Source organism: Modestobacter sp. Leaf380 (genome assembly GCF_001424485.1).
Lineage (GTDB): Bacteria > Actinomycetota > Actinomycetes > Mycobacteriales > Geodermatophilaceae > Klenkia.
This window is the reverse complement of record NZ_LMQC01000021.1, coordinates 39557-56358: the sequence shown is the minus strand read 5'-3', so window position 1 is coordinate 56358 and position 16802 is coordinate 39557. Positions and strand designations below refer to the sequence as shown.

The following is a 16802-nucleotide window of genomic DNA, read 5'->3' as shown; positions in this document are numbered from 1 at the left end:
TGGACGCACGAGAGCCCCCGCCGTTGCCGGCGGGGGCTCTCGGGAGGGTGTGGCTCAGGCGGTGGCGCGACGGCGGCGGCGGGCGGACAGCTCGTCGTCGGCGTCGAGCGTGCGCCCGTCGATGCGCTCGGCGGGCAGCTCGGCGAGCTCACCGGACAGCTCGCGCAACGCACCGGACACGGCGATGCCGAACACGCCCTGGCCGCCGGCGAGCAGGTCGACGACCTCCTCGGCGGAGGTGCACTCGTAGACGGTCGCGCCGTCGGAGAGCAGCGTGATGTTGGACAGCTCCTTGACCCCCCGCGTACGCAGGTGGTCGACGGCCTTGCGGATGTTCTGCAGCGAGACCCCGGTGTCCAGCAGTCGCTTGACGACCTTGAGGACGAGGATGTCGCGGAAGCTGTAGAGGCGCTGGGTGCCCGACCCGGTGGCGGTGCGGACCGACGGGGAGACCAGACCTGTTCTCGCCCAGTAGTCCAACTGCCGATAGGTGATACCAGCGGCGGCACACGCCGTGGGACCGCGGTAGCCGAAGGCCTCGCTGTCGGCCTCGTCGTAGGAGGGTGCGCCGACTGCTGCGTCGGTGAACAGCTGGCCCTGCCCGCTGTTCTGATCGCTCACGTCAGCGTCCTCCTCGTGGTGCGTCCGCCCCGTGGTCGGGGCTGGTGTCGCGCAACCCGTGAGTCACATCCGTGTGAGTCACACCGGGGTCGTTCTGCGAACCTAGGCCCGTGCCCAGGGGCGGTCAACCGAGGGCGACGGCGTGTCGAGCAGCTCACCCGAGAGGGTGACCGGACCGTGACCTGCGGACCCTCGGTGCGTGGTCACACGGTCACCGCCAGTCAGGACTGGGTGCCCGGACCGCCGGAGCCGGCCTCGAAGTCCTCGGGGCTGATCTGGTCGAGGAACTCGCGGAACTTCTCGACCTCGTCCTCCTGCTCGTCCGGGATCTCGATGCCCACCTCGTCGAGCAGCTGCTCGGCGCCGTAGATGGGGGCACCGGTCCGCACGGCCAGGGCGACGGCGTCCGAGGGGCGGGCGCTGACGGTGCGCTCGTCCCCGAAGACCAGCTCGGCGATGTAGATGCCGTCGCGCATCTCGGTGATGTGCACGGCCTCCAGGCTCGCGCCCAGGGCGGTCACCACCTCGCGCAGCAGGTCGTGCGTCATCGGCCGCGCCGGCCGGACGCCCTGCTGCTCGAAGGCGATGGCGGCAGCCTCGACCGCGCCGATCCAGATCGGGAGGTAACGCTCCCCCTGGGTCTCCTTCAGCAGCAGGATGGGCTGGTTGCCGGGCAGCTCGACCCGGACACCGACGACTCGCAGCTCCTGCACGGTGTGGCTCCTCCCGCGTGGTGCCGACGGCGGCCGCGGTGTGCGGCCCGGCGTCGGCGGGTGTCGTCTGGTCTGTCCGGGCCGGTGCCGCCGGGACCCCGGGGAGGGGCGTCCGGGTCACCGTCCGTACGGCGACACGGTACGCCCGCCTCAGTCGGCCAGGGGCTCCCCGAGGACGTCACGCAGCCGGGACTCCAGCAGCGCGGTGTGCAGCTGGGCCGACAGCGCGGCGAGGTCGCGCAGCTGCTCGGCGGCGCGGGTGTGCGCCTCCTCCGAGCGGGCCCGCAGGCCCGGTGCCACGACCTGCTCGAGCAGCTGGGCCTCCCGCTCGGCCCCACTGCGGTAGACCCGCAGGTGCCGGGCCTCGATGCCGTGCCGCGCCAGGCCACCGGCCGCGCTGGCGATCGGCAGGTCGGCGACCGGGTGGCGCCCCTGGGCGTCGGGGGTCAGCAGGCCGTACTGCACGCAGTCGGCCAGCTGGACCGGGTCGAGCCCGGCGGCGGCCCCGAAGTCCTCGGGGGACATCGGCTCCCCGGCCGCGACGTCGTCGACCGCGGCCTCGGCGCCGCTGCCCACGGGCGTCGGCTCCGGGTCGGGGTCGGGGGCCGACGCCGGGACCGGGGGCTGGCCGGTCACCCGGGTGGTCCCGTCGGGCAGCGGCTCCCCGCGGTCCAGGGCGTCCAGGTGCTCCTTGATGACGCGCAGCGGCAGGTACTGGTCCCGCTGCGCGGCCAGCACGAAGCGCAGCCGGGCGACGTCGGAGGTGGAGAACTTGCGGTACCCCGACGGCGTCCGCTGCGGGTGGACCAGGTCCTCGCCCTCGAGGTAGCGGATCTTGGAGATCGTGACGTCGGGGAACTCCCCGCGCACGCTGGCCAGGACCTCGCCGATGGTGAACCGGGGCTGGGTGTCGGCGTCCGGCTCGGGCCGGGGCGCCGCGGTCACGACGAGGCGGGCTCGCCGGTGCGCGGCCCGGTCAGGTAGACGAGCCGGAACTTGCCGATCTGGACCTCGTCACCGCCGGCCAGGGAGGCGACGTCGACCGGCTCGCGGTTGACGTAGGTGCCGTTGAGGCTGCCGACGTCGTGCACGGTGAAGCCGCCGCCCTCGCGGTGGAACTCCACGTGCCGGCGGCTCACGGTCACGTCGTCGAGGAAGATGTCGCTGTCGGGGTGCCGACCGGCGGTGGTGACCTCCTGGTCCAGGAGGAACCGGCTGCCGGCGTTCGGGCCGCGCTTGACGACCAGCAGCGCCGACCCCGCGGGCAGGGACTCGACGGCACCGGCGTGCGCGTCGGCCGGGGACTCGACGACCTCGGCCTGCTCACCGGAGTCCTCACCGCCGACCTTGGGGATCACGCTGGTGGACTCACCGACGCGCTCGGGAGAGAGGGCGGAGCCGCACTGCGCGCAGAAGCGACTGCCCTCGGGGTTCTGGTGTCCACAACGAGTGCAGTGCACGGGTTCTCCTCCGGTGAGCAGGCGGCGCCGCCGCGTCCCTCTCGGGCCGCGGCCGGCCGGCGGACGGTGGGCCGGGTGGCCCGCCGTGGGTCGGCCGCCGCAGGAGCGGGCGGGCCGGGGTCATGGAACCAGTCGGCCGACCCGAGGGTCAACCGGACCTGGAGGGTGAGGGTCTGCCCCCACCCGGTGGTGCGCGCCGGTCGTCGAGGTCTTGCCGACCGGCGGGTCCGAGCATAGTGATCGCCGCACCCGGGACGGGGACGGCGGGCCGTCAGCCCTGCTCGACGAGCGCCTGGTAGGCGGCGGCGTCCAGCAGCGGCTCGGTGGGGTCGCCGTCGTCGCCGGTGACCTCGATCTCGATCAGCCAGCCCTCCCCGTACGGGTCGGAGTTGACGGTCTCCGGGGTCTCGGCCAGGGCGCCGTTGACGGCGCTCACGGTGCCGGCCAGCGGGGCGTAGACGTCCGACACGCTCTTGGTCGACTCGACCTCGCCGATCGCGGTGCCGGGGGCGATCTCCTCGCCGACCTCGGGCAGCTGCACGAAGACGATGTCGCCCAGGGCGTCCTGGGCGTGGTCGGTGATGCCGATCCGCACCACCGTGGCGGCCCCGGCGGGCCCCTGGACCTGGGCCCACTCGTGCTGGTCGGTGTAGCGGCGGTCGTCAGGCGTGCTCACGAGGGGTCTCCTGGAGGTGAGGGGGTTGCGGCGGGCCCGGGTGCCGGGTCGCGGTCCACGCGGGGCGTGGGCCGGTGTCAGTCGCCGTCGTCGGGGTCAGCGTATTGAGGGTCGTCGAGCACCCGCAACGCGTCGACGACGACCAGGTCCGACTGCTCGATCCGGACGTCGCCGCCCTTGCCGCGGACCGTGGAGCTGACCCCGGTGGGGATCTGCATGGCCACGGACAGGTCCTGGGCCGACCCGATGGCGACCACCTCGTAGGGGGCCTGCAGGTCCTCGCCGTCGATCTGCAGCGCGCCGGGGTCACCGGTCACCGCGCTGGACACCCCGATCCGCACCCCGTCGACCTGCATGGTCTCCGCACCCGCGCCGCGCAGCTCCTGGACCACGTTGAGCAGCACCGCCGCCGACACCTCCCCCGCCGGGTCGGTGATGGTCATGGTGATCCCGGGGCCCTGGGCGGGGATGGTGCCGTTGAGGATGCCCAGCGCGGTGGCCCGCTGCTCGGCCTCGCTGAGTGCGGTGGCCGCCTGGCTGTCGGAGTTCGTCAGCTGCTCCAGGGCCGCGCGCTGCTCGGCGATCTGGTCGCGCAGCCGGTCCTCCCGGGCGTTCACCTCGTCGAGGATGCGGACCAGGTCCTCCTCGCGCGCCCCGGCGTAGGTGCCGTCGGCGTCGGTGCTGCGCACCTGGACGGCGAAGGCGAAGCCCAGCAGCAGCGTCAGCACGCCGATGAGCGCGGCCGCCAGCCGGTCCCGTCGTCCCGAGCGCCACCGGCGCCACGGGGACTGCTCGGGCTCCGCAGCCGCGGCCGCGGTGTCGTCGGGCCGGTCCACCTGCTGCTCGCTCACCGGGCCGCCCTCACGCCCGGAACAGGTGCCGGCGGATGGCCGCGGCGTTGCCGAAGATCCTGATCCCCAGGACGACGACGACGGCCGTGGACAGCTGCGCGCCGACGCCGAGCTGGTCGCCGAGGAAGACGATCAGCGCGGCGACGACGACGTTGGACACGAAGGACACCACGAACACCTTGGCGTCGAAGATCCCGTCGAAGCGGGCGCGGATGCCGCCGAAGACCGCGTCGAGCGCGGCGACGACGGCGATCGGCAGGTAGGGCTGCAGCCACACCGGGACGTTGGGGTCCAGCAGCAGGCCGAGCACCACGCCGACCGCGAGGCCGAGGATGGGGATCACCGGGTCAGTCTCCGTCCTCGTCGGTGGCGGGCGCCGGGGCGGGGTCGCCGGGTGCCGCGGTGGGCTCGGGCACGACACCGGCCTCGCGCAGCTCGGTGCTGCTGGCGCCGGCCAGGGCGAGGTCGTCGGCACGGCCGAAGGTGAAGACCATCCCGTAAGAGATCTCCAGGCTGGCCAGGTAGGTGGCCTCCGGGGAGCGCAGGAAGCCGTTGTTGAGCTGGTCGGGGTCGCCGACGGCGAGCACCTCGTAGGGGCTGCTGACCGGGCGGAAGTCGACCAGGATCGCCCCGCCGGCCTGCCGGATGGCCGTCGTGGGGCCCAGCCGCTGGCCGTCGATGCTGATCGCCTCGGCGCCGGCGGCCCACAGCGAGTTGACCAGCAGCTGCAGGTCCCGGTCCAGCACCACGGCGGTGGGGTCGTCGGTGCCGGTCCCGCCCACCGGGTCCTCGTCGGCCGAGGGCAGCGGGTTGCCCAGCGTGACGAGCAGCCCCGGCCCGCGGACGGGCGAGGCGGCGGCGCCGGCCTCGGCCGCGGCCAGCCGGGCCAGCGCCTGCTGGCCGACGGAGCTGGCGGCCAGCGCCTCGTCGCGGGCGGCGGTCACCTCGCCCTGCAGGTCGGTCAGCGACGTCACCAGGTCGTCGGTGACGGCGGACTCCCGGTCGATGTCGGCGATGAGCGCCTCGCGGATCTCCTCGCGGCCCTCGGCGCCCGAGGAGGCCTCGGAGTAGGTCAGGGCGGCGAGCAGGCCGGCCAGGACCATGGTGACGGCGACCAGGGCCTGCCCCCGGCGTCGGCCGCGCTCGGGGACCGGCGCGGAGCCGCTGGCCGCGGCGGTCTCGGCGCGGGCCCGCCTGGCCTCGGCGGCCCGCGCGTAGGCGGGGTCGACGGTCTCGGCGAGCACCTGGTCCAGCAGCGAGGAACCCAGTGACCGGCCCGGGGGGCGCGGCGGCGCTGGGGCGCTCACGCGGTGCGGCCCTGGCGGAGCAGCCCGACCGCCTGGACGACGTAGAGCACGCCGGCCAGCAGGTACAGCGCGGATCCCCAGACGGTGAGCGCGTAGGCCAGCGGGGCGACGACGGGCGCGAGCCAGCCGGTGCCGGCGGCCAGCAGCAGCAGGGGGAAGGCGTAGAGCAGGATGAAGGTGGCGGCCTTGCCCAGGTAGTGGACCTGCAGCGGCGGCCACCCGGCCCGGCGCAGCACGAGCAGCACGACCCCCAGGACGACCTCGCGGGCGACGAGTGCGGCCACGATCCACAGCGGGACGACGTCGCGGAGGACGAAGGCGACCAGGGTGGCCACGATGTAGAGCCGGTCGGCCGCGGGGTCCAGCAGCGCCCCGAGCCGGCTGGACTGGCCCAGAGCCCGGGCGAGCTTGCCGTCGGCCCAGTCGGTGACGCCGGAGACCATCAGCACGACCACGGCCCAGCCGTCGGCCTGCGGGCCCAGCAGCAGCCAGAGGAACAGCGGCACCCCGAGCAGGCGCAGCACCGAGAGGGCGTTGGGCACCGTGAGCACCCGGTCGCCCAGCTCGTCCCGCGAGGGTGCCGGGACCGTTGCGTCCCCCGACCGTCCGTCCGCCCGCGTCACGCCGTCCCCACCCACTCCCCAGCTCCCCCGTGCTGCCGGCGACCAGGCTAGTGCCCGCACCCGGGTCGGCCCACGCCCCGCGTCCCCGGGCGGTGGTTCAGAGGCTGGGCGGGGGCAGCAGCAGGAGGCTGTCCGGGTCGCTCGGGTCCGCGGGCAGCCCGAGCCGGCCGGCCAGCTCACGCCAGCGGGGCAGTCCGAAGTAGGTGAAGGCGGCCGGGGCGTTGGGGATCAGGCCGCGGGCGCAGACCCGCACGACGCGCAGCGGGGTGAGTGCCACGTCGGGGGTGGTCAGGTCGCAGACGACCACCTCGTGCCCCCCGGCGGCCAGCGCGGCCCGCAGCCCCGCCTCGGTGCCGACCGGCAGGGAGCTCAGCGGGACCCGCTCGGCGGGGGCGGTGAACCGGGGCAGCAGCTCGGCCTGCACGCGGGGGTCCAGCCAGACCTGGGCCTGGGCGCCCAGGTCGCGGACCCGCTCGCACCGGGGGCCGGTGAGGTCCCGGTAGTCCCGGTCGGGTCGGTGCGGGAAGTACAGCCCCGCCGACAGGACGCCGGCGTCCATCGCCTGGAAGACCCAGCCGTCGGCGTCGAGCATGCCCAGGGTGAAGACCCAGCTGTGCACGGCCTCCAGCACCGCCTTGGTGGCGGTCTCGGCGGGGTCGAGCTTGGCGGAGAACCCGCCGGCGGCGATGCCGGTGACGGGGTCGTGCACGACGGCGGCGACGACGGGGACGCCGAGGTCGCTGGGCAGGGCCAGCAGGTGCACCTGCAGCCGGGTGTCCCCGAGGTGGTCGCGCAGCCCCGGGACGCTGTCCACGTCGATGCCGGCGGCGGGCCGGCGCAGGTGCCACCAGGAGGACAGCGCGTCGCGCTCGACGAGCTCGAGGAGCCCGCGGCGGGTGGCGTCGGCGGCGCCCTGGCCGGTGGCGATGCCGGCGTAGTTGAGCGGGTGCAGCCAGGGCTCGGCGCGGCGCGGTCCGCTGCGCCAGTTCAGGTGCACCCAGGACGCCGGGACGAGGACCGGGCCGTCCTCGCCGGTGCCGGTCACCCAGCTGGTCTCGACGTCGTCGGTGAACCGGGTGAAGGGGAACTCGGGCTGGTCGTGCTGCCAGTCGGCGAAGAACGGCAGGTCCTCGGGCCCCAGCAGCCGGTGCCCCTCGGCCCGCAGCCGGGCGGCGCTCGCCCGGCGGAGGCCGTCGGGGACGTGGTTGCCGCAGTACCTCTCGACGGCCTCGCCGATGGCGGCGATCCGCGCACCGGCGGGGTCGCCGAACGTGGTGCCCAGCGACACCAGGTCGTTGGGCCAGGTGCCGTGCACCCGGGCGTCGGCGACCTGGGCGGTGAGCCCGACGTAGGCGGCGGGCATCCCGGGCAGCCGCTCCACCGGGTGCAGGGCCTGGACCAGGCCGCACCAGGGGTCGACGAGGTCCTCGACGGTCAGCAGGCTCATGCGGGGGTCTCCATCTCGACGGCGTGGACGGTGCGGCGGGCCGGGGCGGGCCCGGTGCCGGTGAGGTGGTCGGCACCGGACTGCAGGTCGCGGGCGTGGCGCGGGAAGTCGTGCGGGGAGACGACGAGGACCAGGTCGCCGCCGTCCGCGGGTGGGACGACGACGGGCCCCAGCCGGACCCGCGGACCGGTGGAGCCACCGTGGGCGAGCTCCTGCAGCGCCCCGCCCGGTCCGCGGAGGGCCAGCGAGGCGCACCAGTGGCCGGGGCCGTCGGCGCGCACGGTCACGGTGACGTCGCCGGTCAGGCCGCCGCCGGGGTCGACCGCGGCCGGTGGGACCGGGAGCACCAGCTGGTCGGCCCGGGGACCGGGGGCCAGGGTGCGGCTGCCCAGCGGCGGGGACGGGCGTGGGTGGCGGGCGTCGGCGTGCACGACCCCGCCGGCGAGGACGGTGCCGCGGACGGCGGCCGGCCAGCTGCCCAGCTCGCGCTGCGCCCCCCGGCCGTCGACGACCAGGGCCCCCTCGGCCGGCCGGCCGTGCCCGACGGCGTCCAGCCAGTCCAGGGTGACGGCGGCGCGGGAGGCACCGCGGAGGCCGTGGTCCCAGGGGCCCAGCACCAGCCGGGCCGGGCCGCCCCAGTCCGCCCAGGTGCGTACGGCCTCGCGGGCGAACCAGTCGGCGGTGCCGCCGACGACGAGCAGCGGGCAGGTCTGGGCGGCCAGCAGCCGGGCCCGCTCGTCGTCGGTGCGCCGGGCAGCCGTCACCCGGCGCCAGGAGGGCACCGGCCGGGGGGCGTGATCGCCTGCGGTGGTCACCGGGAGCCGCTGCCACAGCCCGGGCAGGGCGGCCGGCACGGGCGACGGTGTCGGGGTGTGCGCGTGCTCGGTCCACCAGCCCAACCGGGACTGCAGCAGGAAGGCGCCGTCCGGCGTCCGCGCGGTCTCCCCCAGCCCCGGCGCCGGCACGGCGAGCGCCACGGCGTCCGGGGCGGGCGCGCCGGGCGTCCCGGCCGCCGCGTCGAGGGTCGCCAGGGCGCAGTGCGCCCCGTACGAGGAGCCCTGCAGCACGACGGGGGCGGCGGTCCAGCTGCGCACCCAGGCCAGCAGCGCGAGGCCGTCGGGCCCCTCGCCGGCGTAGGGCGCGAAGTCCCCCGGCGAGGTGTGCCGGCCACGGACGTCCTGCACGACGAAGGCGACACCCCGGGCCGCCCAGGCGGCTCCCTCGGCCCGGTGGGCGTCGGCCCCGTACGGCGTCCGGACGACGAGCACGGCGCGGGGTGCGCTGTCGGGCAGCGTCACCCGGGTGCCCAGGTCACCGACCCGGTGCGCGCCGTCCCTCACGCGGGGACGGGCGGCACCGGCAGGACCGGGTGCCGGGTGACGTGCAGGGTCAGCAGGTCCAGCACGGTCGCCAGGTGGTCGTCCCGGTCGAACGGGCGTGGTCCGGCGGGCGCGATCTCGGCCCGGCGCACGGCCTCGGTCGCGATGAGGGCAGCCGCCAGGACGCGGGCCCGCGGGGAGGGCACCGGGCGGCCGGAGACCACGCCGTCCTCGGTCGGGGCAGCGGGGCGGTGCGCGGCGCGGTGGCGGGCGGCGGTGTCCGGCGCGCTGACCGCGACGGGGGTGAGCACCAGCCGGTGGCCCTCGACCCAGCAGGCCAGCTCGCCCGCCGGCGGACCGGTCGGGCCGGGGGCGGCGTCGAGGAGGTGCACCACGGTGGTGGCCTCCCCCGGTGCGACCGGGACGGCGCCCGTGGCGCGCAGCGCGTCGACCACCGCGGCGGCCAGCGGGCCTGCACCGGAGACGGCGACCCGGGGCGCCGGGTCGGCGTCCGGGGCGACGGCGTGCCCGGCGAGGACCAGCGCCTGCAGGGCACGGCGGGCGGCCGGGAGGGCCGGGAGGGTGCCGGTGACGAGCGCGTCGAGCAGGGCGCCGGTGTCCGCCTCGTCCAGCAGCACGGTGTGCTCGGTGCCGTCGGCGGTCCGCAGCAGCCAGCCCGTGTCGCGGGGCAGCAGGGCGGTGCCCGGGGTGAGCAGGGGCGACTCGCGCAGGCGGGGGGTCATCGGGTCTCCCGGGGGTGGAGGGGCGCCCGCCCGCCCGGCGGTGCCGGACGGGCGGGCGCGGTCACGAGCTGGTCAGCGCTCGGTGGCGGCCGGCTCGGGCTGGACGGCGATCTCCTCGAAGGGGTTCTCCACGAGGGCGTTGCTGTGGGTCGCCGAGTGGGTGGCGGCCGGGGCGGTGCGGACCTTCTCGGTGCGGAAGAACTCGTTCACGGTGGACTCCTCGGCTCGGTTGCCGTGCCCCGGGTGGGACACGTCCGACAGCCAAGCAGGAATGACAATCGTTCTCAACGTCGTGTCATCGGGATGTCTGCACCCGGCTCCCGGAGACGAAGAGGGCCGCGGGGAACGCCGTCCCCGGCAGTGCCAGCAGGGCGGCGAGACCCTCGTCGGAGAACCCCGAGACCGGACAGCCCGGGAGGTCCAGCGCGGTCGCGACCAGCTGCAGGTTCTGCAGCGCGATGCCGGCGTCCAGGTGGAGCGTGCGGTAGTGCCGCGGCCCGTACGTGGGCAGCGTCAGGTCCAGCCGGGCCACCAGCACCACCACGACGGTGGCCCGGGTGGCGAACGGCGGCTGGTCCAGCACCGCCGTCAACGCGTCGGTGGGGTCACCGGCGCGGGTGCGCGTCAGCGTGCCGCCACCCCCGCCGTCCGTGTGCCGCACGTCGGCCCGGTGCACGCCCGGGGACAGCGCGCCCGGCCCGCGGACGACGAGCCACGGCTCCAGCGAGGGCAGCCCGCCGGCCGAGGGCGCCACGCCCGCGCGGTGCCGCCGGCCGTCGGGCAGCAGGACCTCCCGCTGGACCCCCAGGGACCAGCGCAGCAGGTCCGCCAGGTCGGGCAGGGCCATCTGCCCAGGACCCCAGGTGTAGGCCGACCGCCGGCGGAGCAGCGCCTGCTCGACGGTCACCGGCGGCAGCGGCCGCGCGGGCGGCAGCACGACCGTCGTCGCCACGGGGTCCGGCGGCAGCGTCGCCGACCGGCCCCGGCCGGTCGGGCGGGACCCGAGCTCGGCGTGCACCCGGCGCACCAGCGCCAGGTCCTCACCACCCTGCCCCGCCCGAGCGGCCGACACCGGGTCAGCCCACCGGGTACAGCAGGTCCAGGGCCTCCTCGAGCACCAGCGTCAGGGTGCGGGTGCCCCGACCGGTGCCCCAGAGGGTCGCGTCGACCTCGGTGACCCGGCCGTCGCGGACCGCGCCCAGGCTGGCCCACACCGGGTCCGCGGCCAGCTCCTGGGACAGCGGGGTCGCCTCGACCGCGCCGAAGGACAGGGTCTGGGCGAAGACGACGTCCGGGTCGACGGCCAGCACCTCCTCCACCGACACCGGGACGGCGGGCGAGTGGCCGCCGGCGACGTCACCGGACCAGGGGTACTCCCCCAGCTCGGCGAGCACCGAACCGACCGGGGTGGCGTCGCTGTCGACGGACAGACCGTCGGGCGAGCCGTAGACGGCCATGCTGCTGGCCGGCCCACCGGCGGCGTCGGCGCGCCGGTCGGCCTCCTCGCGGGCCTCCTCCAGCGTCGCGGTGAACGCCTCGGCGGCCGCGCTGGCCCGGTCCTGGCGGCCGGTCAGCTCACCCATCAGCTCCAGCACCTCGACCGAGTCCTGCCAGCTCTGCGGGTCCACCAGCAGCAGCGGCGCGATCGGCTCCAGGCCGGCCCGCAGCCCGTCGTGCGCCCCGAGCAGGCCGACGACGAGGTCGGGCTCGGCGGAGGCGACGTCCTCCAGGTCCTCCTCGCCGAAGGCGCCGGTGATCTCGACCATGTCGGTGTCGGGGCCCCAGAAGCGGTCGTCGACGACGAGCCGGTCCCGGTAGGCGACCGGCTGCAGGTCCAGCTCGGCCAGCGCGTCGCCGCAGATCGCGGTGAGGCAGGCGATCCGGGTGACCTCGCCGGGCAGCTCGAGCTCGGTGCCGGAGGCGTCGGTGTGGGTCTGCACCGCGCCCCCCTCGGCGGTGGCGGTGTCCTCGGCGGCGTCGGTGGAACAGCCGGCGAGCAGGAGGCCGGCCAGGGCGGTGGCGACCACCGTCCGGGGTGTGCGGGACGTCGGGCGGGCAGCTGTGCGGTTCACGGGGGCCTCTCGGGGCGGGGGTGCGGAGGCGCTAGGTTAGCGGTAATGACAATCGTTCTCGCGAGACCGGGGCTGCGGTGGCTGGTGGCCGTCGGCCTGGTCGTGCTGGCCGCCCTGGTCCTGCTGGCCCTGGGCCCGGGCCTGCTGCGGGCCTGGGCGACCGGCGTCGCGGACCCGGTGCAGGAGCTGACGCTCGCCCGGGTCCGGGCCCCCCGCGTCCTGCTCGGCGCCCTCTGCGGGGCCGCCCTCGGCCTGACCGGCGCGCTGCTGCAGGACGGGCTGCGCAACCCGCTGGCCGGGCCCGAGCTGCTCGGCGTCTCCTCCGGCGCCGCCCTCGTCGCGGCCACCAGCACGGTGCTGGCCCTGCCCGTCCCGCTGGGGCTGCGCGCGCCGCTCGCCCTGCTCGGCGCAGCCGCCGCCGGACTCGTCGTCCTGCTGGCCGCCAGCACCTCCCGGGACGCCACCCGGGTCGTCCTCGTCGGCGCCGCGGTGTCCGCGGTGCTGTCCGGCCTGGTCGTCGCCGTGGTCAGCCTGGGCACCGCCGGGGACGTCGACCTGCTGCTGCGGTACCTGCTGGGCAGCCTCGCCGGTCGCGGCTGGGACGACGTCCTCGTGCTCGCACCGCTGCTGCTGCCCGCCGCACTCGGCGCCTGGCTGCTGCGCCGACCGCTGGGCGTGCTCGCCCTGGGCGACCCCGCGGCCGCCGCCCTGGGCGTCCGCCCGGCCCGGTTGCGGCTCGCCGTCGTGACCGTGGCCCTCGCGCTGACCGCGGCGGTGGTGGCGGTCTGCGGGCCGGTGGCGTTCGTGGCGCTGCTGTCCCCGCACCTGGTCCGCGGGCTGGGCGGCACCTCGGTCAGCGCCCGCGTGCTGCCCGCCGCCGGCCTGGCCGGTGCCGTGCTGCTGGTCGGTGCCGACCTGCTCGCCCGCACCGTGCTGGCCCCGGTGGAGCTCCCGGTCGGCATCGCCACCACCGTGCTCGGCGTCCCCCTGCTGCTGGTGGCGCTGCGGAGGCAGGGGTGGTGACCGGGGTGGCCCGCCCCGGGCGGGTGGTCGTGCTCGTCGTCGGCGGGGTGGCCGCCGCGGCCGCACTGCTCACCGCCCACCTGGCCGTCGGACGGCTGCCGCTGCCCCCGGACGACGTGTGGGCAGCGCTCACCGGCTCCCCCACCTCGGCGTTCCACCGGGTGCTCGTCGTCGACCTCCGGCTCCCGCGGGCGCTGGTCGGGCTGGGCGCCGGGGCCCTGTTGGCGCTGTCCGGGGCGGTGCTGCAGGCGGTCACCCGCAACCCGCTCGCCGAGCCCGGGCTCGTCGGGGTGACCACCGGGGCCGCACTGGGCGTGGTGGCCTCCCTCGCCGTGGCCGCGGGCACCGGCCTGTCCCCCGCCCCCACCGTCGCCGCACTGCTGGGCGGTCTCGCCGCCGGCGCGGCGACGTGGCTGGTCGCCGGGCGACACCGCTCGGCCCCCGGGCGGCTGGTCCTGGTCGGCGCACTCGTCGCCGCGCTGTGCACGGCGCTGACCAGCCTGCTGCTGCTGGGGCGCCGGGACTCCCTGGGCAGCGTGCTGCGCTGGCTCGTCGGTTCCCTCAACGCCCGCACCTGGGACGACTGGGCAGCACTCTGGCCGTGGCTGCTGGCCGGCGTGCCGGTGGGGCTGCTGTCCGCCGGGCTGGTCAACCTGCTCCAGCTGGACGACCCGCTGGTGACCTCGCTGGGCCGGCCCGCCGACCGCACCCGACTGCTCGTGCTCGGGCTGGCCGTCGCCCTGGCGGCCGCCGCGGTGTCCGCGACCGGGGCGGTCGCCTTCGTCGGGCTGCTCGCCCCGCACGTCGCCCGCCGCCTGGTCGGCGCCGATGCCCGCGCGCTTCTGCCGGTCGCCGCCGTCCTGGGTGCCGTCCTGCTCTCCGCCGCCGACCTGGTCGCCTACAGCACCACCGTCTCGCTGCCCGGTGCCGCCAGCCAGGTGACCGGCCTGCCGGTCGGCGCGGTCACCGCGGTGGTCGGCGGACCCGTCCTGCTCGCCCTGCTCCGGAGGTCCCGCCGATGACCGCACCGCCGCCTCCCCCGGCCGCCGTCCCCACCGCGCACGGGGTGGTCGCCGGCTACGGCCGGCGCCGGGTGCTCGACGGCGTGGACCTGGTCCCCGAGCCCGGCCGGCTCACCTGCCTGGTCGGGCCCAACGGGTCCGGGAAGTCCACGCTGCTGCAGACCCTGGGCCGGGTGGTGCCCACCCGGGGCGGCCGAGTCGTCCTGGACGGGCGGGACATCGCCGACTGGCCCGGGCCGCAGGTCGCCCGCCGGGTCGCGCTGCTCACCCAGGACCCGCAGGGGCCCGGCGGGCTGCGCGTGCGCGAGCTGGTCGAGCAGGGCCGGCACCCCTGGGTCGGTGCGTTCGGCGCGTTGCGCCGTCACGACGACGAGGCGATGGCCGACGCGATGACCGCCGCGGGTGTCGACCACCTCGCCGACCGCCGGCTGGACGAGCTGTCCGGCGGGGAGCGCCAGCGGGCCTGGATCGCCCTCGCCCTGGCCCAGGACACCCCGACGCTGCTGCTGGACGAGCCGACCACCTTCCTCGACGTCGCCCACCAGCTGGAACTGCTGCGGCTGGTGCGGCGGCGCTGCGACGAGCGGGGCACCACGGTCGTCGTCGTGCTGCACGACCTCAACCAGGCCGCCCGCTTCGCCGACCGGGTGGTCGCCCTGCACCGCGGCGCCGTCGTCGCCGACGGGACCCCGGAGCAGGTGCTCACCCCCGGCCTGCTGCGCGAGGTCTTCCACGTCGAGGCGGTGGTGGTGCCCGACCCGGTCACCGGCCGGCCGATGTTCGTGCCCACCGGGGACCGGCGGGACGACGCCTGACCTCAGACCGCGGCGGTGACCAGCTCGCGGCGCCGCAGCGGGGAGCGGGCCGCCAGGACGGCGCTGGTGGCCACCCCGAGGGCGGCGAGCAGGTACGCCGTCCGGACGTCGGTGACGGTGGCGAGCACGCCGCCGGCCAGCGCGCCGACGGGGGCCCCGCCCCAGGCGATCATCCGGGCGGTGGTGTTGACCCGGCTCTGCAGCCCGTCGGGGGTCACCTGCTGGCGGGCGGTGATCCCGTTGACCACGGCCAGCACCGAGGACGCCGACCAGGCCACCAGCAGGACGAGGGCGGCGGCGGTGCCGGGCACCAGGGCCAGGGCGACGACCAGCACCGCGTTGGCGGCGTAGGCGCCGATGCTGATCCAGCCGACCGGCAGCCGGCGGGACAGCCACGGGAGCCCGGCCCCGGCCAGCAGCCCGCCGACGGCGGTGGCGACGAACACCGCACCGACCCACCCCGAGCCGGGGTCCAGGCCCAGCCCGTCGACCGCGAAGACGACGAGCAGCCCGCCCACCGCCCCGGCGGTCACCGACTGGCCGAAGCCGAAGAGGGTCAGTGCGCGCACCACCGGCTGGTGCCACAGGAACCGCAGGCCCTCCCGGATCTCGCCGGCGGTGCGGGCCACGACACCCGCGGGGGCCGGCGGGGCGTCGTCCCGGGCGGGTGACAGCGGTACCGCGATGGAGGCGATCAGGGCTGCGGCGACGGCGTAGGCGACCACGTCGGCACCCAGTGCGTAGGCGGGGCCGACGGTGGCGATGAGCAGTCCGGCGACGGCGGGGAAGGACACCTCGACGACGCTGGCGGTGGTGAACACGACGCTGTTGGCCGGGGCGAGCCGGTCGCGGCCGACCAGGGCGGGGAGGGTGCCGAAGCAGGCGGCGTCGTACCAGACGAAGGCGGAGTGCAGGACGAGCGCGACGACCAGGACGTGCGGCACCGTGAGCGCGTCGGCCGCGGCGGCCAGCGGCACGGTGGCCAGTGCCAGCCCGGCGACGGCCTGGCAGGTCAGCATGAGACGGCGGCGGTCGACCCGGTCGGCCAGTGCGCCGGCCACGAGCCCGAACAGCAGGTACGGCGCGACCTCCAGCGCGGAGACGGCGGCGGTCAGGAAGGCCGAGCCGGACAGCTGCAGGACCAGCAGCGGCAGGGCCACCCCGGTGATCGCGTAGCCGGCGCCGGCGACCACCCGGGCCCCGAGGAAGGAGCGGAAGCCGGGGGCCTGCCAGACGGTCGCCACGGCGGGTGACCCTACACGGGAATGATGTTCATTCTCGTGTAGGCGGAGGGGTCAGTCGGAAGACCGGCCAGCCGATCTCGGTGCGCCAGTCGGCCGCCACCGGGGTGTCCCGCGGCCCGACCGTGTACGTCTCCCGGACCGGCCCCGCGACGGCGAGGGCGTGGTCGGCGACCCACCGCCCCAGCTCGCCGTAGGTGACGTCGATCGTGTCGTGGTCCCCGACGTGCGTGCGGACCGCCAGCTCCACCCCCGGGAGGAGCACCGGACGCACCCGGCCGCGCGTGGGCGCCTCCCCCGTCGGCAGGTGCACCTGCACCCGGCCGCGTCCGGCGGTGAACAGCTCGTCGTCGTAGGCGCCACCGGGCGGGCCGTCGGGGTGCGGCACGACGGCGTCCAGCTCAGCCACGGCGCCGGCGTACCAGCCCAGCACGTCGTCCAGCGCGACGACGGCCGCGACCGCGGCGACCTCCGTGGGCGGCACCGCGCGCAGCTCGACGTCCACCGGCCCCGGTGCCAGGAGCCGCTGCAGCGAGGCGGCCGCGGCCCGGGTGCGCGCCAGCTGGTCCTCCAACCGCTGCAGGTGCCGGGCGACCAGCTCGGCCCGGGTGCCGGGGTCCCCGGCTCCGAGCACCGCCCGGACGTCGTCCAGCGGGAGGTCCAGGGCCCGCAGGTGGTGGATGACCTGCGCGGTCGGGATCTGCTCGGCGGTGTAGGAGCGGTAGCCGGTCAGCGGGTCCACCTGGGCCGGCTGCAGCAGACCGCTGTCGTGGTAGCGGCGCAGAGTCCGGACGCTGAGGTGGGTGAGGCCGGCGAACTCCCCGATGCTGAGCACGGGCCGGACTCTGCCCCCTCCCCCAGCGGGAGGG

20 protein-coding genes are annotated in these 16802 nt (G+C 76.6%); 3 read left to right on the top strand and 17 right to left on the bottom strand.

The features are described from left to right. Positions 1 to 54: 54 nt before the first annotated feature. The 15 genes from ASG41_RS18255 to ASG41_RS18185 form a co-directional block, all read right to left on the bottom strand. On the bottom strand, positions 55 to 621 hold the full coding sequence (locus tag ASG41_RS18255) for a MerR family transcriptional regulator (protein WP_056298498.1): 567 nt from the start codon (positions 619 to 621) through the stop codon (positions 55 to 57). Between the two features lie 221 nt (positions 622 to 842). Next, a complete protein-coding gene (locus tag ASG41_RS18250) occupies positions 843 to 1334 on the bottom strand; it encodes a bifunctional nuclease family protein (RefSeq protein ID WP_056298496.1) in 492 nt (163 codons plus the stop codon). A gap of 150 nt (positions 1335 to 1484) precedes the next feature. Then, positions 1485 to 2279, bottom strand: a complete 795-nt coding sequence (locus ASG41_RS18245) for a MerR family transcriptional regulator (protein WP_056298494.1) — start codon at positions 2277 to 2279, stop codon at positions 1485 to 1487. After that, a complete protein-coding gene (locus ASG41_RS18240) occupies positions 2276 to 2794 on the bottom strand; it encodes an FHA domain-containing protein (RefSeq protein WP_082557099.1) in 519 nt (172 codons plus the stop codon). Before ASG41_RS18240 ends, ASG41_RS18245 begins: the two co-directional genes overlap by 4 nt. Before the next feature lie 271 nt (positions 2795 to 3065). Beyond that, a complete protein-coding gene (gene gcvH / locus ASG41_RS18235; protein WP_056298488.1) occupies positions 3066 to 3470 on the bottom strand; it encodes a glycine cleavage system protein GcvH in 405 nt (134 codons plus the stop codon). A 77-nt stretch (positions 3471 to 3547) separates the two neighbouring features. Further along, complete coding sequence (locus tag ASG41_RS18230; protein WP_082557098.1) at positions 3548 to 4321, bottom strand: DUF881 domain-containing protein; 774 nt, start codon at positions 4319 to 4321, stop codon at positions 3548 to 3550. A gap of 10 nt (positions 4322 to 4331) precedes the next feature. After that, positions 4332 to 4664 carry a small basic family protein gene (locus ASG41_RS18225; protein ID WP_056298486.1) on the bottom strand — a complete coding sequence of 111 codons (333 nt, stop codon included), beginning with the start codon at positions 4662 to 4664 and terminating at the stop codon, positions 4332 to 4334. A 4-nt stretch (positions 4665 to 4668) separates the two neighbouring features. Continuing rightward, a complete protein-coding gene (locus tag ASG41_RS18220) occupies positions 4669 to 5628 on the bottom strand; it encodes a DUF881 domain-containing protein (protein WP_056298483.1) in 960 nt (319 codons plus the stop codon). Beyond that, on the bottom strand, positions 5625 to 6251 hold the full coding sequence (locus ASG41_RS18215; RefSeq protein ID WP_235564904.1) for a CDP-alcohol phosphatidyltransferase family protein: 627 nt from the start codon (positions 6249 to 6251) through the stop codon (positions 5625 to 5627). Before ASG41_RS18215 ends, ASG41_RS18220 begins: the two co-directional genes overlap by 4 nt. A gap of 97 nt (positions 6252 to 6348) precedes the next feature. Continuing rightward, the gene (locus ASG41_RS18210; protein ID WP_056298480.1) at positions 6349 to 7698 is read right to left on the bottom strand and encodes a YcaO-like family protein; all 1350 of its coding nucleotides are present in this window, start codon (positions 7696 to 7698) and stop codon (positions 6349 to 6351) included. Beyond that, positions 7695 to 9038: a CocE/NonD family hydrolase gene (locus tag ASG41_RS18205; RefSeq protein ID WP_056298476.1), complete on the bottom strand. Its 1344-nt coding sequence runs from the start codon at positions 9036 to 9038 to the stop codon at positions 7695 to 7697. Before ASG41_RS18205 ends, ASG41_RS18210 begins: the two co-directional genes overlap by 4 nt. Next, entirely contained in the window at positions 9035 to 9760 is a 726-nt protein-coding gene (locus ASG41_RS23770; RefSeq protein ID WP_056298472.1) for a hypothetical protein, read from the bottom strand. Before ASG41_RS23770 ends, ASG41_RS18205 begins: the two co-directional genes overlap by 4 nt. Positions 9761 to 9832: 72 nt before the next feature. Then, positions 9833 to 9970, bottom strand: coding sequence for a streptamidine family RiPP (gene amiA, locus ASG41_RS18195; protein WP_157519521.1), 138 nt, complete (start codon positions 9968 to 9970; stop codon positions 9833 to 9835). Positions 9971 to 10055: 85 nt separating this feature from the next. Continuing rightward, positions 10056 to 10832, bottom strand: a complete 777-nt coding sequence (locus tag ASG41_RS18190) for a SagB family peptide dehydrogenase (RefSeq protein WP_056298465.1) — start codon at positions 10830 to 10832, stop codon at positions 10056 to 10058. 4 nt (positions 10833 to 10836) lie between these two features. Next, entirely contained in the window at positions 10837 to 11832 is a 996-nt protein-coding gene (locus tag ASG41_RS18185) for an ABC transporter substrate-binding protein (RefSeq protein ID WP_157519520.1), read from the bottom strand. Between the two features lie 45 nt (positions 11833 to 11877). On the opposite strand from ASG41_RS18185, the gene ASG41_RS18180 reads away from it, so the two are divergent. From ASG41_RS18180 to ASG41_RS18170, 3 genes are read left to right on the top strand one after another with little or no spacing between them, the layout of a single operon-like run. Next, entirely contained in the window at positions 11878 to 12855 is a 978-nt protein-coding gene (locus ASG41_RS18180; RefSeq protein WP_082557095.1) for an iron ABC transporter permease, read from the top strand. Between the two features lie 5 nt (positions 12856 to 12860). After that, complete coding sequence (locus tag ASG41_RS18175) at positions 12861 to 13877, top strand: iron ABC transporter permease (RefSeq protein ID WP_162245581.1); 1017 nt, start codon at positions 12861 to 12863, stop codon at positions 13875 to 13877. Continuing rightward, positions 13874 to 14692, top strand: a complete 819-nt coding sequence (locus ASG41_RS18170) for an ABC transporter ATP-binding protein (protein ID WP_056298452.1) — start codon at positions 13874 to 13876, stop codon at positions 14690 to 14692. Before ASG41_RS18175 ends, ASG41_RS18170 begins: the two co-directional genes overlap by 4 nt. A 2-nt stretch (positions 14693 to 14694) precedes the next feature. Here ASG41_RS18170 and ASG41_RS18165 read toward each other — a convergent pair whose 3' ends face one another. Then, positions 14695 to 15936, bottom strand: a complete 1242-nt coding sequence (locus ASG41_RS18165) for an MFS transporter (RefSeq protein ID WP_056298449.1) — start codon at positions 15934 to 15936, stop codon at positions 14695 to 14697. A 28-nt stretch (positions 15937 to 15964) separates the two neighbouring features. Beyond that, complete coding sequence (locus tag ASG41_RS18160; RefSeq protein ID WP_056298446.1) at positions 15965 to 16768, bottom strand: MerR family transcriptional regulator; 804 nt, start codon at positions 16766 to 16768, stop codon at positions 15965 to 15967. Between the last annotated feature and the right edge of the window lie 34 nt (positions 16769 to 16802).

Excerpts from the sequence above, each read along its gene's own strand:
- ASG41_RS18210 (WP_056298480.1), bottom strand. The coding sequence starts at position 7,698 with ATGAGCCTGCTGACCGTCGAGGACCTCGTCGACCCCTGGTGCGGCCTG.
- ASG41_RS23770 (WP_056298472.1), bottom strand. The coding sequence starts at position 9,760 with ATGACCCCCCGCCTGCGCGAGTCGCCCCTGCTCACCCCGGGCACCGCC.
- ASG41_RS18180 (WP_082557095.1), top strand. The coding sequence starts at position 11,878 with ATGACAATCGTTCTCGCGAGACCGGGGCTGCGGTGGCTGGTGGCCGTC.
- ASG41_RS18170 (WP_056298452.1), top strand. The coding sequence starts at position 13,874 with ATGACCGCACCGCCGCCTCCCCCGGCCGCCGTCCCCACCGCGCACGGG.